Origin of the sequence: Nonomuraea sp. WAC 01424 (assembly GCF_003947315.1) — a bacterium.
Classification (GTDB): Bacteria; Actinomycetota; Actinomycetes; order Streptosporangiales; family Streptosporangiaceae; genus Nonomuraea; species Nonomuraea spiralis.
This window is the reverse complement of record NZ_QHHZ01000020.1, coordinates 125,610-142,673: the sequence shown is the minus strand read 5'-3', so window position 1 is coordinate 142,673 and position 17,064 is coordinate 125,610. Positions and strand designations below refer to the sequence as shown.

Sequence of the window (17,064 nt, the reverse complement as noted above, 5' to 3'; positions counted from 1 at the left end):
CCATGGCTCCCGGGATCGAGGCGATCAACGCGTACGTCGGCCGGGCGTACACGGACGTGCGCGCGCTGTTCGACGCGCGCGGCCTGGACGTGAACCGCTTCGGCAACCTGATGATGGAGCAGCGCTCGGTCAACCTGCCCTGCGAGGACCCGGTCACCAACGCGGTGAACGCCGCCCGGCCGCTGGTGGACGCGCTCGCGCCCGAGGACAGGGACCGGATCGAACTGCTGGTCGTCGGCACGGAGTCGGGCCTCGACTTCGGCAAGCCGATCAGCACCTACATCCACCACCATCTCGGGCTGAACCCGGCCTGCCGGTCGTTCGAGGTCAAACACGCCTGCTACGGCGGGACGGCCGCGCTGCAGTGTGCGGCGGCCGTCGTCGGCGCGAGCCCGGTCCCCGGCGTGAAGGCGCTGGCCATCGCCACGGACGCGGCCAGTGGCACGGCGAAGTCCACCTACTGGGAGCCCTCGGAGGGCGCCGGCGCGGTGGCGATGCTGGTCGGCGAGGACGCGCGGGTGTTGCGGCTCGACCCGGGCGCCAACGGTTACCACACCTTCGAGGTGATGGACACGGCCCGGCCGCGGCACGACACCGACGCGGTCGACCCCGACCTGTCGCTGCTGGCGTACATGCGCTGCGTCGAGGAGTGCTTCGCGGCCTACGGGCGGCGGGTGAGCGGGGCCGACATCGTGCGCACCTTCGACTACCTGGCGCTGCACACGCCGTTCGCCGGCATGGTGAAGGGCGCGCACCGGATGTTGCTGCGCAAGCTCAAGGGCATGGGACCGCGCGAGATCGAGGCCGACTTCGCCGCGCGGGTGACGCCGTCCCTGGTCTACGGGATGCGGGTGGGCAACACCTACTCGGCCGCGCTCTACCTGGCGCTGTGCTCGCTGATCGACCACGGCGGCTTCGACGTGCCGCGACGGGCTGGGCTGTTCTCGTACGGGTCGGGCTGCGCGTCGGAGTTCTTCAGCGGCGTGATCCCGCCCCAGCGGCGCAGCGGCGTCGCCGAGGCGCTGGACGAGCGGCGCGAGATCACCGTCGCGGACCTGGACGCACTGACCGAGCTGAGCGCCGACCGCGCCTTCGGCGTGCGGGACGCGGTGCTCGACCCCAAGCCGTACGGCGACCTGTACGAGGACGCCTTCGCCGGGCGCGACCTGCTGGTGCTGGACCGCATCGCCGACTTCCACCGGGAGTACCGATGGAGCTGACGCAGGCAGTCATGCGCCACAAACTGCGCCGGGCCACGATCGACGACCACGCCATCCACGAACTCGGCGCCGTCCTGGACGCGGCCGAGCGCGACCCCGGCTGCCGCATCCTCCTGCTGGAGGGCGGGGACGGCGTCTTCTGCACCGGTATGGACCTGGAGGAGGCGGCCGGCGGCGACGTCGCCGACGGCGGCCGGGCCTTCTTCGGGCTGCTACGGCGCTTCACCGAGACACCGGTCACGGTGGTCGCCCGGGTGGACGGCCGGACGGCGGGCGGCGGCGTGGGGCTGGCCGCCGCGAGCGACTTCGTCTTCGCCGCCGGGCGCAGCACCTTCAGCCTGCCCGAGGCGCTGTGGGGGCTGCTGCCGTGCTGCGTGCTGCCGTTCCTGATCCGGCGTACGGGCTTTCAGAAGGCGTACGCGATGACGCTGAGCACCCAGCCGGTGAGCGCCGCGGAGGCCGCCGCCTTCCACCTGGTGGACGAGGTGTCGGACGACCCGGAGGCGCTCGTGCGGCGGCTGGCGTACCGGCTGACGAAGCTGGACCGGCCGATCGTCGCGGACATGAAGCGCTACTTCCGCGAGTTGTGGATCCTCTCCGACGAGACCGAGCGGGTGGCGGTCGAGGAGTTCGGCAGGCTCATGTCCGGCCCCGAGGTACGCCGCAGGCTCGTGGACTACGCGACCGAGAAGAGATTCCCCTGGGAACGCTAGAGAGGAACGCGCCTGATGTCCGTCGTGTGGGTTTTCCCCGGTCAGGGGTCGCAGCGCAAGGGCATGGGGACGGGCGTCCTGGAGCGGTACCCCGACCTGTGCGCCCGCGCCGACGAGATCCTCGGCTACTCCGTCGCCGAATTGTGCGACGACCCCGTACGGCTGCGCCAGACCCGCTACGTGCAGCCCGCCCTCTTCACGGTCAACGCCCTGAGCTACCTGGCCAGGAAGGAGGCGGGCGGCCGGCCGGACTACCTGGCCGGGCACAGCCTGGGCGAGTACGCGGCGCTGTTCGCGGCCGGCTGCTTCGACTTCGAGACCGGCCTCGCCCTCGTCAAGCGGCGGGGTGAGCTGATGGCCGAGGCGAGCGGCGGCACCATGGCGGCGGTGCTCGGCGCCGAGCCGGAACGGCTGGAGGAACTGCTCGCCGGCACCGGCGTCGACATCGCCAACTACAACTCCCCTGAACAGGTGGTCCTGGCCGGCCCCAAGGACGAGCTGGACGCGCTCAGCCGCGACGTCCCCGGCAAGTGGGTGCCGCTGAGCGTGAGCGTGCCCTCGCACTCCCGCTACATGGAACCGGCCGCCGCCGCCTTCGCCGAGGCGCTGGACGGCGTCCGCATCGCCGAGCCGCGGGTGCCCGTCATCTCCAACGTGACCGGACGCCCGTACGAGGCGGCCGAGGCGGCCGGGCTGCTGCGCCGCCAGATCTGCAACCCGGTCCGCTGGGTGGACAGCCTGCGCTACCTGATGGGCCGCGGCGTGCGCGAGCTGGAGGAGATCGGCCCCGGCGACGTGCTCAGCAAGTTGTGGGAGGTCACCAGACGCCACCCGGTCGAGACGCCCGCCGCGCCGGAGCCCGGGATCTCGCTCGGCTCGGCCGAGTTCCGCGCGGACTACCGTGTCCGCCACGCCTACCTGGCCGGATCGATGTTCAAGGGCATCGCCTCCGCCGACCTCGTGATCAGGATGGGCCGGGCCGGGCTGATGGCCTTCTTCGGCGCCGGCGGCCTCACCACGGACGAGATCGGCAAGGCCCTCGACACGATCGAGAACGGCCTCGGACCGGACGGCGCGTACGGCGTGAACCTGCTCTACGGCTTCGACGAGGAGGGCCTGGAACGCGAGACCGTCGACCTGCTGCTCCGCCGCGACGTACGCCACGTCGAGGCCGCCGCCTATCCCCGGATCACCGCGCCCCTCGTCCGCTACCGCTACAGCGGCGCCCACCGCGACGTCGCCGGGCGGCCGGTCGCCGTACGGCACGTGCTGGCCAAGGTCTCCAGGCCCGAGGTCGCCGCCGCGTTCATGCGGCCCGCGCCGCCGAACATCCTGGACCGGCTCGTCCGCGAAGGGGCGCTGACCGAGGCCGAGGCGCGGGTCGCCGCCGAGCTGCCGGTCAGCGGGGACGTCTGCGTCGAGGCCGACTCGGCCGGGCACACCGACGGGCGCTCGCCGTACGCGCTGATGCCCGCGATCCTGCGGCTGCGCGACGAGGAGATGGCCGCGCACGGCTACGCCAAACGCATCAGGGTCGGCGCGTCGGGCGGGATCGGCGCCCCGGAGGCGGCCGCCGCCGCGTTCGTGCTCGGCGCGGACTTCATCGTCACCGGCAGCGTCAACCAGTGCACGCCTGAGGCCGGCACGTCCGACGCCGTCAAGGACCTGCTCGCCGGGCTCGACGTGCAGAACACCGCCTACGCCCCCGCCGGCGACATGTTCGAGACGGGCGCGCAGGTGCAGGTGGCCAGGAAGGGCACGCTCTTCCCGGCGCGGGCCGGCAAGCTCTACCAGCTCTACCGCCGGCACGGCTCGCTGGAGGAGATCGACGAGCGGACCAGGCGTACCATCCAGGACAAGTTCTTCCGCCGCTCCTTCGAGGAGGTGTGGGAGGAGACGCGGGCGTTCCTGGCCGCGCGCAGGCCGGGTGAGCTGGCCCGCGCCGAGCGCGACCCCAAGCACCGCATGGCGCTGGTCTTCCGCTGGTACTTCGTGCACACGATCAGGCTGGCCCTGCGCGGTGAGGCCGGACGGCAGGTGGACTACCAGGTCCACTGCGGGCCCGCGATGGGCGCGTTCAACCGGTGGGTCGCCGGCACCGAACTGGCCGACTGGCGGGCCAGGCACGTGGACGTCATCGCCGACCGGCTGATGGAGGCCGCCGCCGGACTGCTCGAAGCCCGGCTGCGCGACCTGACGAAGGACGGTTAGACGTTCAGCAGGTGGCGGTCCAGGTCCTCCTGGATCGCCGCCAGCACCTCGGGCCGCGGGCCCTTGAGGTAGAAGTGGTCGCCGCCGAACACGCGCAGCGTGAAGCCGCCGCCGGTGGCCTCGGCCCAGGCGGTGATCTCGTCCGGGTCCACCTCCGGGTCGGCGTCGCCCAGCAGCGTCGAGATCGGGCAGTCCGGGCGGGTGCCGGGCAGCGGCGTGTACGACTCGTTCAGCTCGAAGTCGGCGCGCAGGCTCGGCAGGAACACCTCCAGCAGGCCGCGCTGGTCCATCACCTCGGACGGCGTGCCGTTCAGCTTGCCCAGTTCGGCCAGCAGCTCGTCCTGCGACAGGTCGGTGAAGCGGCGGCGGCGCGTCGGGAGCTGCGGCGCGCGGCGTCCCGACACGAACAACACCGCGGGCGGGAACCGGCGGGCCGTCTCCCAGGCCACGACGGCGCCCATGCTGTGCCCGAACAGCGCGAAGGGCCGGTCGGTGTACGGCTCGATCGCCTCCGACAGCGGCCCCACGAGCTCCTCCATACGGTTGTAGGGCCGCTCGCGGATACGCGACTCGCGCCCCGGCAACACCACCGGGCAGACGTCGATGTCCGGCGACAGATGCTCCTCCCACTTGCGGAACAACGCCGAACCGCCTCCCGCGTGCGCGAAGCAGAACAGTCTCATCCGGGCGTCGGCTCTGGGCTCTCCGCCCGCTATCCAGGAACCAGGCATGGTCCGAAAGCTACGTCCGATCGCCCGCCGGCGCCTGCTCAGTCTTGAGCAGGCAGGGCCCGGCCTCCTCACTAACTTCGCAGAGAGGGAGGAGGCTCATGGAGCACAACGAGCGCGTGACGGAGACGGTCGTCCGACTGCTGGCCGAGGTGCTGCCCGGCGGCGCGGACCTGACCCCCGACGCTTCACTCAAGGACAGCGGACTCGACTCGATCTCCGCCGTACGGGTGTGGTTCGAGATCCAGCGGGAGTTCTCGCTCGACTTCCCGGTCGAGCGGCTGGGCGGCTGCGGGACACCGGCGGAGCTGGCCGAGCTGATCACCGAGCTGATCGCCGAGCCGGCCGGGACGGCGGAGGGCACGGTCCCGGCCGGGCCGGTGATCGAGGCGGCCCCCGGCGAGCGGCACGAGCCGTTCCCCCTGACGCCCCTGCAGCAGGCGTACGTGATGGGCACGGACGAGGACGCCACCCCCGACCCGGTCGGCTGCCAGGTCTACCGCGAGTTCGAGGTGCCCGGCGTGGACCCCGAGCGGTTGCGCGCGGCCTGGCAGCGCGTCGTCGACCACCACGACGCCCTGCGCCTGGAGCTGGGCGCGGGCGGCAGCCAGCGGGTGCTGGAGCGGGCCCCCTCCTGGGACCTGCCGGTGGACGAGCCCGGCGCCCGCGAACGCCTCGCCCACCGGCGTTACGAGCCCGGCGTCTGGCCGCCGTTCGCCGTCGAGGTCACCACGCCCGGAACCGTGCATTTCGGCATCGACGCGAGCGTGACCGACGGTCGCGGGCTCGACGTGCTCATGCGTGACTGGTGGCGCTGCTACCGCGACCCCGGACATCGCCTGGAGGAGGCCGGTCACTCCGTGCGCGACTGCCTGCTGGCGCTGGAGGCCCAGCGGCGCGGCCCACGCCACCAGGAGGACCTGGACTACTGGCGGGAGCGCCTGGCGGACCTGCCGCCCGGCCCCGCCGCCGGGACGCCGGACGGGTCGCCGCGTACCGCGCTGACCGGCTCGCTCACCGCCGCCCAGTGGAGCGCCCTGCGCGCCAGGGCCGCCGAGCTGGACGTCTCGCCGACCGCCCTCGTGCTCACCCTGTTCGCCGAGACGGTCGGCAGGGGCGAGGACTGCTCCCTCGCCGTCACCACGACCGGCCGCGCCTGGCTGCCGCGCGAGGTGGACGAGGTGGTCGGGCCGTTCACCGGCACCGCCGTGTTCGCCGTGGAGAGCACGCTCGGCGAGCCGCTGGAGGAGGCGGTCCGCGAGGTGCACCGGCGGTTGTGGCGCGACCTCGGCCACGCGGCCGTCCCCGGCGTGACCGTCATGCGGGAGCTGCGCGAGCGTACGGCGCTGCCTGTCGTGTTCACCAGCCTGCTGGACGCCCGGCCCGACGAGGCCGTGCCGCCGGTGTCGTACGCGCTGAGCCAGACCTCGGGCGTCGCGCTCGACCACCAGATGTGGGAGCTCGACGGCGAGCTGCGGCTGCGCTGGGACCTCGTGCCCGGCTGCTTCGCGCCCGGCGAGCCGGAGACGCTGTTCGCCCGCTTCACCAACGCGCTGCGCGCGCTCGCGGCCGACGCCGGCGAGGCGGAGACCCGGCCGCTCAACGAGCTCCAGAAGGCGTACTACGTGGCCCGCGCGGGCGGCTCGTGCCGGTACGACGGTTGCCAGGTCTACCACAGCTTCCACGTCCGCGACCTGGACCGGGACCGGCTCGAACGGGCCTGGCTGCGGCTGGTGGCGGCCTACGACGCGCTGCGCTCGGAGGTCACCCACGACGGGACGCTACGGGTCAGACCGTGCGCGCCGGAGAACTGGAACATCCCCGAGACCGGTGGGGCCGATGACGAGCAGCCGGCGTCGGCGGAGCGGACGGCCGAGGAGATGGCCGGGCGGGCCTTCCCGCTGGGCCGCTGGCCGCAGTGGGAGCTGAGGGTCAGCGGCGAGACGGTGCACGCGGCCGTCGACCTCACGGTGCTCGACGGGCGGAGCATCCACATCGTGCTGCGCGAGCTCTTCAGGCTCTACGCCGACCCCTCAGCCGACCCACGCCCGTCCCCTGGGGTGAGGGCGTCCGACGAGGCGGGGCCGTCCGTCGAGGCGCGCCCGTCCGACGAGGTGGGGGGCGCTCCGGCGGGGCCGCGTGGGGATGGGTATTGGCAGGAGCGGTTCCGCGACCTGCCGCCCGGGCCTGAGGTGGCGACGACGCCCGCGCGTCGCGTCCGGCTGAGCGGCAGCGTCGCCGCGGTCTCCGACGAGACCGTGTTCGCCGCCCTGGCCGGCGCGCTGGGCAGGCGGTTCCCCGACCCGTTCAGCGTGTCCGTGGTGCGCTGGACCGCCGAGTCCGAGCCGCTGCGCCCCGGCGAGTTCACCGCCCTGAGCTGGGTCACCGACGAGGAGTCCTACCCGGACCGGATCGCCGCCGACGCCGCGAACGGCGCCCTGACCGGCCTGGCCACCCTGCGCGGCCACGTCATGCGGGAACGCCGCCACCGCGCGTACGCCTTCCCCGTCGTCTACACCAGCACGCTCGACCTGACCGCGTACCCGCTGCCGGACGGCGTCGAGGCCGGGCCGTGGCTGACCTACACCCCGGACGTCGCGCTCGACTGCATCGTCATCAGGGAGGGCGACCGGCTGCACTACCACTGGGACGCGCTGGAGCCGGAGTTCCCCGACCTCGCCGAGCTGTTCGCGGCCTTCGAGGACCGGCTGCGCCCGGCGCACCGGCTGTTCGAGCGGCAGGCCGCCGCCCGGCCCGACGCGGTCGCGTTGCGGCACGCCGGCGGCACCATGACGTACGGGGAGCTGAACCGCCGCGCCAACGCCGCCGCCTGGCGGCTGAAGGAGCTGGACGTGGGGCCGGGGACGGTGGTCGGCGTGCGCCTGTGCCGCGGGCCGGACATGGTGGCCGCCGTCCTCGGGATTCTCAAGGCGGGCGGCGCGTACCTGCCCGTCGAGCCGTCGCTGCCGGACGAGCGGGCCGCCGTCATGCTGGACGACGCCGCCGCCCGGATCGTGCTCACCCGCGCGGAGACGTCCGGCTGGGCCGTGCCCGACGGCGTGCGCACCGTCGAGCTGGACGACGGCCCGGAAGACAGCACGGAAGACAGCACGGACGACCGCGGCGACCCGCCCCTCGTCAACACCGTGGACGACCTCGCCTACGTGATCTTCACCTCGGGCAGCACGGGCAAGCCCAAGGGCGTCGAGGTCAGCCACCGGCCGCTGCTCAACCTGCTCGACTGGTGCTACCGCATGTTCGATTTCGACGAGTCCGACGTCGGGCTCTGCGTCACCTCGCTCGGCTTCGACCTGTCGGTGTTCGACATCTTCGGCCTGCTCGGCCGGGGCGCCTCGCTCTACATCGCCGACGAGGGCCAGCAGCGCGATCCCGAGCTGCTGCTGGACGTACTGATCGACGAGCCCGTCACGTTCTGGAACTCCGCGCCCACGACGCTCAACCAGCTCGCCCGGCTGCTCGCCGAGCGGCAGGGCGAGCGGGGCACCGGCGACCTGCGGCTGGTCTTCCTCAGCGGCGACTACACGCCGCTGCCGCTGCCCGACGCCGTACGCGCCACCTTCCCGCGGGCGCGGGTGGTCAGCCTGGGCGGCGCGACCGAGGCCACCGTCTGGTCGAACTGGTACGAGGTGGGGCAGATCGACCCGTCGTGGCGGAGCATCCCGTACGGGCGGCCGATCGACGACGCCCTCTACTACATCCTCGACGAGGACCGGCGGCCCTGCCCGGAAGGGGAGGAGGGCGACCTGTACATCGGCGGCCGGTGCCTGAGCCTCGGCTACCGCAACCAGCCCGAGCTGACCGCCGAGCGGTTCGTGCCGGACCCGTTCGCGGGCGGGCGCATGTACCTGACCGGCGACCGGGCCGCGCTGCTGTCCGACGGGAACATCACGTTCCTCGGGCGGGCCGACAACCAGGTCAAGATCCGCGGATTCCGGGTCGAGCTGGGCGAGATCGAGCACCGGCTGCGGCAGCACCCGGGCGTACGGGACGTCGTCGTCCTGGCCCGCGACGACCCCTCGGGGGAACGGAAGCTGGTCGCGTACGTGATGGCCGAGGGCGCGGAGCCCGACGTCGGGGAACTGCGCACGCACGCGGCCGGGACGCTGCCGGCGTACATGGTGCCCAACCATGTGGCGTTCGTGCGTACGTTCCCGGCCACCTCCAACGGCAAGCTGGACCGCGACGCGCTTCCCTGGCCGCTCACCGCCCAGGCGCCCGACCCCGTTCCCGAAGCCGAGCCCGAGCCCGAGCCCGTGGGCGTGGGGGAGGAGGTGGTGGCGGAGATCGCGGAGCTGTTCGCCGAGCTGCTCGGGGTCGAGGAGGTCGATGCCGAGCAGGACCTGTGGGACCAGGGCGTGACGTCGTTCACCATGGTCCAGGTCTCCAAGGCGCTGCGGAAGCGGTACGGCAGGCGCGTCCCGGTGGCGCTGCTCCTGGAGAACCCGACCGTCACGGGCATCGCCGCAGTCGCGGGCGACTCCCCCCGGCCGTCTGCCCAGAAGCAACCGCCCGAGAAGCATCCCGTCGAAGAGTCCGCCGTCCCCGAGAAGCCCGCCGAGTCCGCCGAGCCCGGTGAGGTGGACTTCTTCTCGGCCGAGGACCGGGAGGCGTTCAAGGCGGGACGGTGGAACCTGCGCCCGCTGGAGCCGGACGCCACCCTCGTCCGGTTGGACCGGATCGACGTGCCCGAGGAGCACTTCGCGTGGCGGGCCAGCGTACGGGACTTCGGACCCGGCTCGTTGCCGTACCGGTCGTTGTGCCGGCTGCTCAGGCCGCCGCCGGGGCGGGGGCTCGGCGACCGTGCGCGCCACCTGTACCCGTCGGCCGGGGACACGTACGCGGTGCAGGCGTACCTGCACGTCACCAGGGGCGCGATCGACGGCGTCGCCGAGGGCGTCTACTACTACAACCCGAACGAGCACGCCCTCCAGCTGGTGAACGCCCGCCCCGAGAACGACCGTTCCGTGCACTTCGTCTACAACCGCGACCTGTACGACCGCGCCGGCTTCACCCTCTACCTGATCGGCCAGACCAAGGGCATCGAGCCGCTGTACGGCGAGCAGAGCCTGCGCTACCTGACCCTGGAGGCGGGCTACCTCGGGCAACTCCTGATGACCGGCCAGGCGGCCTGCGGCATCGGGCTCTGTCCCATCGGCGACGTGGCCTTCGACCGCATCCGCGACCAGTTCGACCTCGACGAGGGCCACCACTTCCTCCAGGCGTTCCTGGGCGGCCCCGCCGACCACGCGACCGGCGGCACCGCCCCCACGTTCGCCCCTGCGACGGCGGCTGAGCCCGTCCCCGCGACCGCGCCCGCTTCGGCGACCGGCCCCGCGACGCGGCCGGCCGGGCTGGCCGTGATCGGCATGGCCGGGCGCTACCCCGGCGCCGACGACCTGGACGGCTTCTGGCACAACCTGCGCACCGGCGCCCGCAGCCTCGGCCCGAACCCCAGAGGCGAGCGCCCCGGAGGCTACCTGGAGCACATCGACCGCTTCGACAGCCTGCGCTTCCACGTCTCGCCGCAGGAGGCCGTGACGCTCGACCCGCAGCTCCGGCTGCTCCTGCACAGCGTCTGGGAATGCCTGGAGCACGCCGGGCACACCCCCGCCTCGCTGCACGCGACCGCCCCCAGAGTGGGCGTCTTCGTCGGCTCGATGTGGCACGACTACCAGCACGCGGGCGCCGCCGCCTGGCGCGCGGGCGGCCCGGCGGTGGTCTCGGCGACCGCGTCCGACATGGTCAACCGCGTCTCGTACTTCTTCGGCTTCACCGGGCCGAGCATCGCCGTGGACACCTCGTGCTCCTCCACGCTGACCGCCCTGCACCTGGCCGCCCAGGCCATCCGTACGGGTGACTGCGACGCGGCCGTGGTCGCGGGCGTCAACCTGCTCGCCGACCCCTACCACGCCGGGCTGCTGGCCGGGCTGGGCCTGCTGGCCGAGGAGGCCGGGGCCGCCGCGTTCGACGCCGACCGGCCGGGCTGGACCGTGGGCGAGGGCGTCGGCTCCTTCCTGCTGCGGCCCGTCGCGGACGCCGTCCGGGCGGGGGACGACGTGCACGGCGTGGTCGAGGCCACGTGGGTCGCGCACACCGGACGTACCGGGCGTTTCACCGCGCCGAGTGCCACAGCCATGGCCGAGTCCATGCGCCAGGCGCTGGACCGGGCCGGCGCCGGCCCCGGCGACATCTCCTACGTCGAGTGCGCGGCGGCCGACGCCGCCCTGGCCGACGCGGCCGAGGCGGAGGCGCTCACCGAGGTCTTCGGCGGCCGTGCCGAGCCGGTCGCGGCGGGCACGCTCAAACCGAACATCGGCCACCTCGAAGCCGCCTCCGGCGCCTCCCAGCTCGCCAAGGTGCTGCTCCAGATCCGGCACGGACGCCTCGCGCCGACCCTCCTCGCGGAGCCGCCCACCGACGCGGTCACCGTGCCCGAGGAGCCGCGGCCGTGGACCGGCGAGCGGCGCCGGGCGCTGGTCAACGCCTTCGGGGCGACCGGCACGCACGCCCACGCCGTCGTCCGCGCGCCCCTGCCGGAGGAGTCCCCGGGCGGCGTGCCCGGCGACGGGCGGGAGCACGCCGTGCTGGTCTCCGCCGCGACCGGGGAGCAACTCGTGACCGCCGTCCGCCGCCTCGCCGCCGGGACCGCCGAGGCCGGAGCGGCCTCCGGGGGCGGGGAGCCGGGGCTCAGCCGGGTCGCGTACACCACGCAGACCGGGCGCGCCGCCCTCGCGCATCGGCTCGCCGTCCTCTGCCGGGACGTGGCGGGGCTGCGCGAGGGGCTGGAGGCGTTCGCGGCGGGCAGGGCGCATCCGTCCGTGCTCACCGGCGACGCCGCTCACCCCGGCGGGGGTACGGAGGAGGCCGAGGCGGCCGCCGCCTGGGTGGCCGGGCAGGAGGTTGACTGGGAACGGTTCTGGCCGGAGCCGCCCGGACGGGTGGCGCTGCCCGCAGGTCCGTCCGAGGGGGAACCGTACTGGATCGAGCGGGCGGAGCCGGTCGCGGCCCGGGTCGACACGGGGGAGATGGAGGAGTACCTCAAGGGCGTCTACGCCGAGGTCTCGGGCATCGCCGCCGACCGGCTGGGGGTACGGGTGCCGCTGGAGCAGTACGGGCTGACGTCGTACCAGATCGGCCTGCTCAACGCGCGGCTGGAACAAGACCTGGGGGAACGGTCGCGGACGCTCTTCTTCGAGCACGGCGACCTCGCCGGTGTCGCCGCCGCCCTGTCCGCCCGACCCCCCGCACCACGCCCCGAGCAATCCGAGCCCCCTGAGCCCTCCGAGCAGCCCGAGAGCCCTGGACGGCCGGGGCCGGGAACCACCGAGCCTGACGACGACGGCGCGGTGGCCGTGATCGGGATCGCCGGGCGTTACCCCGACGCCCCCGACCTGGCGACGTTCTGGGAGAACCTGGCGGCCGGGCGGCACTCGCTCTCCCGCGTCCCCGACGGCCGGACCCGCGACGGCTGGCCCGTGGACCTGATGTGGGGCGGCTTCCTCGACGGCGTGACCGACTTCGACCCGCTGCTGTTCGGCATCACCCCGCGCGATGCCGCCCTCATGGACCCGCAGGAACGCGTCTTCCTGGAGGTCACCTGGGAAGCCCTGGAGGACGCCGGCTACCCCCGCACCCGCCTGCGCGACCGGTACGGATCGAACGTGGCCGTCTACGCGGGCGTGATGTACAACGAGTACCCGTTCTTCGGCGTCGAGCAGAGCCTGCGCGGCACGCCCCAGGACACCGGCGCGACCCTGGGCGGCGTGGCCAACCGCGTCTCCTACCACCTGGACCTCAAGGGGCCCAGCATGTCGGTCGACACGATGTGCTCGTCGTCGCTGGCCGCCCTGCACCTCGCGGTACGGTCGCTGCGCCAGGGCGAGTGCGAGCTGGCCATCGCCGGCGGCGTCAACCTCAACCTGCACCCGAACAAGTTCGTCCAGCACGCCCGGATGCGGCTGACCGCCGGCGACCGGCGCTGCCACAGCTTCGGTGCGGGCGGCGACGGCTTCGTCCCCGCCGAGGGGGCCGGGGCCGTCCTGCTCAAGCCGCTGTCCAGGGCGAAGGCGGACGGCGACCGCATCCACGCCGTGATCAGGGGCACCGCCGTGGTGCATTCGGGCCGTACGAACGGCTGGGTGGTGCCCAGCCCGGTCGAGGAGGCCGAGCTCGTCGCCCGCGCGCTCGCCGACGCGGGGGTGGACCCCGCGGGCATCGGCTACCTGGAATGTCACGGCGCGGGCACCGCGCTCGGCGACCCCATCGAGATCAACGCCCTCATGCGGGTCTTCGGGCAGGCGGGGGCGGCTCCGGGGAGCATCCCGATCGGGTCGGTCAAGTCCAACCTCGGGCACGTCGAGTCGGGCGCCGGCATCGCCGGGCTCACCAAGATCGTGCTCCAGCTCCGGCACCGGCGGCTGGCGCCGTCCCTGCACGCCGACGAGCTCAACCCGGACATCCGCTGGGACGAGATCCCCTTCCGCGTGCAGCGCGAGGCGGCCGACTGGCCCGAGGGGCCCGGCGGCGCGCCCCGGCGGGCGGGCATCAGCTCCTTCGGCGCCGGCGGCACGATCGCACACGCGGTGCTGGAGGAACCCCCACCCCCTGAGGCCGGTGCCGGCGAGGCGGGGGCGCAGTTGGTCGTGCTGTCGGCGCACGACGAGAAGCGGCTGCGCGTCATGGCCGGGCGGCTGGCCGCGCACCTGCGCGCCACGCCCGAGCGCCTCGCCGACGTCGCCCACACCCTCCAGATCGGACGCGAGCCGCTGCGCGAGCGGCTCGCGCTGGTCGCCACCGAGGTGGGGGAGCTGTGCGAACGGCTGGAGCGGTTCGCCCGGTCGGAGCCCGCCGACGTCCTGCACGGCCGCGTACGCACGGCCGCCCCGCCCCTCGTGCGGCCGGACGACCTGCTTGAGCTGGGACGGCACTGGGTGGACGGCGGCGACGTGGACTGGACGCCGCGCCCGGGCGCCCGCGTGGTGGGGCTGCCGACGTACCCGTTCGACCGGATGCGGTGCTGGCCCTTCGAACCGGCCGCGTCCCCCGAGCCGACCACCCCCGAGCCGATCGGCCCCGAGACGCCGCTTTTCGAGCGGGTCTGGACGGCCTGCGACCGTCCCGCGAGCGACCCCGGCACGCTGGGCGGCGGCGGTGTGGTGTGCCTGTTCAACGACGCCTCGGAGGAACTGGCCCGGTCACTGGGCGAGCAGGTCGTGCTCGTACGCGAGGGTGACCCGGTCCCGGACGGGTTCACCGGCTGGATCGACCTGTGCGACCTGGGCGAGGCCCACCCGGGCCGCGAGCTGGAACGGCTCGCCACCCTCCAGGACGCCCTGGCCAGGCGACAGCCGCTCACGATCCTGCACGTCACCAGCGGCCTGCTGGACCTCGACGGCGCCCGGCCGAGCCTGGCGGGGGCGCGGATGGCGGGGTTCGTACGGATGCTCGCCGCCGAGTACCCGACGGTCAAGGCCACCGTGCTGGACAGCGACCGGCCTTCCGCCCCGCAGATCCGCGCCGAGTGGGCGGCCGACGAGCCGTACGGGGAGGTTTGTCACCGGGACGGCGGACGGTTCCGTCCCGGTCTGCGGGAGTTGCCCGCGCCGTACGCGGAGCCGGACCTCGACCCCGAGGCCGTCTACGTCGTGAGCGGCGGCACCAGGGGCCTGGGCGCGCTGGTGGCCCGCCACCTGGCCGGACGTGGCGCGCGGCGGCTCGCCCGGCCCGGCGGCCGGCCGCTGCCGCCGCGCGACCAGTGGGACGGCTCGGGCGAGGAGGCCGTCGCCACCGTCCTCGGCCTGGAACGTATGGGCGCCCGGGTGGTCGTGCACACCGGGCCGCCATCCGGGCTGGCCGCCTTCCTGGAGGGCGTACGGCGCGAGCTGGGACCGATCGGCGGCGTCGTCCACTGCGCGGGACGTTCCAGCCAGGGCCGCCCGTCGCTGGCCCACAAGTCCCAGGACGACCTGCGTGCCGTGCTCGCGCCCAAGGCCGACCTCCTGGAGGCGCTGGACGAGGCGTGCGCGGAGGACCGTCCGGCCTTCTTCGTCACCTTCTCCTCCGTCTGCGCCGCCGTGCCCGCCCTGGCCGCCGGGGTGGCGGACTACGCCGCCGCCAACACCTTCCTCGACCTCTACACCGGGGTCGGGCGGCGGTCCGGGCGGCCGGAGTTCCGTTCGGTCGACTGGCCGCAGTGGCGGGAGTCCGGCGGCGCGCGCGGGAAGCCGAACGTCTGCGAGCCCGTCGGCCTCGCCGCGCTCGACGACCGGGACGGGCTGCGCGTGCTGGACCGGGTGATCGGGCTCCCGCGCGGCGCGACCGTGTTGCCGTGCCCGCCGGCCGGGGCGGAGGTGGACGTACCGGCGTTGCTCAGGCTGCCGGAACGGGCCGAGCGCCGTACGGTCCCCGAGCCCGCGCGGGACGCCGGATCTGCGGGGCCCGACTGGCTGGCCGTCCTGTTCTCCGAGACGATCGGCATCCCCGTGGACGCGCTGGATCCGGCGGCGGAGTTCGGTGACCTCGGGGTGGAGTCGGTGATGCTGGCCGAGCTGGTGCAGCGCATCGAGGAACGGCTCGGGGAGAGCCTGGAACCGTCGCTGCTGCTGGACCATCCGACGCTGGACCAGCTCCGCGACCACCTGGACCTCCCGGACGAGCCCACCCAGGCCACACCGGAGCCTGCCCCGGAGAGCGTCCCGGAGCCCGCCCCGGAGGCCGTCGCCGTCGAAGCCCCGGCTGAGGACCGCAGGATCGCGATCATCGGGATGGCCTGCCGGTTGCCCGGCGCTCCCGACGTCGCCACGTTCTGGCGGAACCTGGTCGCGGGCCGGTGCGACGTACGCGAGGTGCCCGCCTCCCGGTGGGACCACCGCGAGTTCTACAGCCCCGAGCCCGCTCTCGGGCGCAGCGTCAGCAAGTGGGGCGGCTTCGTCGAGGGCATCGAGGACTTCGACAACGACTACTTCGACCTGGGCGAGGACGAGGCCCGCGCCCTCGACCCGGCGATCCGCCTGTTCCTGGAGTGCTGCGCGGCCTGCCTCGCCGACGCCGGATACCAGCCCGCCGAGCTGCGCGGACGCCGGGCCGGTGTGTTCGCCGGCGCCCGCATGTCCGACTACGGGCGGCGGGTCGGCGTGCGGCCGGGCGGGCTCGCCTCCGACCAGAACTTCATCGCGGCCAGGGTCGCCCACCACTTCGACCTGCGCGGCCCGAACCTCGTCGTGGACAGCGCCTGCTCGTCCTCGCTGGTCGGCGTGCAGCTCGCCGCGCAGAGCCTGCTGGCCGGGGAGGCCGAGGTCGCCCTGGCGGGCGGTGTGGAGGTGCTTCTGGACGAGAACGACTACCTCCAGCTCAGCGCGGCCAAGGCGCTGTCGCCCACCGGCCGGTGCCACACGTTCGACGAGCGCGCCGACGGGTTCGTGCCGGGGGAGGGCTGCGGGGTCGTCCTGCTCAAGCCGTTGCGGGCGGCGCGGGTCGACGGCGACCGGGTGCACGCGGTCATCGAGGCGGTCGCCGTGAACAACGACGGCCGCACCATGGGCGTCACCACACCCAACCCCGAGGCCCAGGCCGACGTGGTCCGCCGGGCCCTCGCGGCGGCCGGTCGCGCGCCGCGCGAGATCGGCCTGATCGAGGCGCACGGCACCGGCACGCTCATCGGCGACCCCATCGAGCTGCGCGCCCTGACGCGGGTGTTCGGCGAGGGCGGCGGCGACCCGGGCACGTGCGCGATCGGCAGCGTGAAGACCAACATCGGGCACACGCTCAGCGCGGCCGGGATCGCCGGGTTGATCAAGACGGCGCTGGCCGTCGAGCACGGGCGGATCCCGCCGACGTTGTCGTGCGAGCGGCCCAACCCGCGGTTCGACTTCGGCGCCTCGCCCTTCGAGCCCGCCACCGAGACGCGGGAGTGGCCCTCGCCGCGGGTCGCGGGCGTGAGTTCGTTCGGGCTGGGCGGCACGAACGCGCACCTCGTACTGAGCGAGCTCGATCCGCGGCTGCGCGCGCGGCGGCAACGCGAGCCCGCGCCCGCGCCGGTCTTCCGGCGCAGGCGGCTCTGGCTGGAACGCGACCCCGCCCCGGCCCTCACCTCTGACCCCGGGCCTGATCCCGGGCCGCCGGACGACGCCGGCTCGCTGCTCGACCTGCACATCACCACGGGGAGGCGCTGAC

Annotated in this window: 5 protein-coding genes; 4 read left to right on the top strand and 1 reads right to left on the bottom strand. The window is 74.0% G+C overall.

Annotated elements, in window-relative coordinates; all coding sequences use genetic code 11:
- Nucleotides 1-2: 2 nt before the first annotated feature.
- The 3 genes from DMB42_RS43050 to fabD are packed head-to-tail and all read left to right on the top strand — an operon-like array spanning nt 3 to nt 4,144.
- Nucleotides 3-1,220 carry a hydroxymethylglutaryl-CoA synthase family protein gene (locus DMB42_RS43050; RefSeq protein WP_125645271.1) on the top strand — a complete coding sequence of 406 codons (1,218 nt, stop codon included), beginning with the start codon at nt 3-5 and terminating at the stop codon, nt 1,218-1,220.
- On the top strand, nt 1,211-1,933 hold the full coding sequence (locus DMB42_RS43045; protein ID WP_125645269.1) for an enoyl-CoA hydratase-related protein: 723 nt from the start codon (nt 1,211-1,213) through the stop codon (nt 1,931-1,933). The genes DMB42_RS43050 and DMB42_RS43045 overlap by 10 nt, the downstream gene beginning before the upstream one ends.
- A gap of 15 nt (nt 1,934-1,948) precedes the next feature.
- Nucleotides 1,949-4,144 carry an ACP S-malonyltransferase gene (gene fabD / locus DMB42_RS43040; RefSeq protein WP_125645267.1) on the top strand — a complete coding sequence of 732 codons (2,196 nt, stop codon included), beginning with the start codon at nt 1,949-1,951 and terminating at the stop codon, nt 4,142-4,144.
- On the opposite strand, the gene DMB42_RS43035 is transcribed toward fabD, so the two are convergent.
- Nucleotides 4,141-4,875, bottom strand: coding sequence for a thioesterase II family protein (locus tag DMB42_RS43035; protein ID WP_125645264.1), 735 nt, complete (start codon nt 4,873-4,875; stop codon nt 4,141-4,143). The two genes, fabD and DMB42_RS43035, sit on opposite strands and share 4 nt — an antisense overlap.
- Before the next feature lie 98 nt (nt 4,876-4,973).
- On the opposite strand from DMB42_RS43035, the gene DMB42_RS56160 reads away from it, so the two are divergent.
- Nucleotides 4,974-17,063 (top strand): non-ribosomal peptide synthetase, encoded by a 12,090-nt coding sequence (locus DMB42_RS56160; RefSeq protein WP_125645262.1) that lies wholly within the window; start codon nt 4,974-4,976, stop codon nt 17,061-17,063.
- Nucleotide 17,064 lies beyond the last annotated feature (1 nt).

Excerpts from the sequence above, each read along its gene's own strand:
- DMB42_RS43050 (WP_125645271.1), top strand. The coding sequence starts at position 3 with ATGGCTCCCGGGATCGAGGCGATCAACGCGTACGTCGGCCGGGCGTAC.
- DMB42_RS43045 (WP_125645269.1), top strand. The coding sequence starts at position 1,211 with ATGGAGCTGACGCAGGCAGTCATGCGCCACAAACTGCGCCGGGCCACG.
- fabD (WP_125645267.1), top strand. The coding sequence starts at position 1,949 with ATGTCCGTCGTGTGGGTTTTCCCCGGTCAGGGGTCGCAGCGCAAGGGC.
- DMB42_RS43035 (WP_125645264.1), bottom strand. The coding sequence starts at position 4,875 with ATGCCTGGTTCCTGGATAGCGGGCGGAGAGCCCAGAGCCGACGCCCGG.
- DMB42_RS56160 (WP_125645262.1), top strand. The coding sequence starts at position 4,974 with ATGGAGCACAACGAGCGCGTGACGGAGACGGTCGTCCGACTGCTGGCC.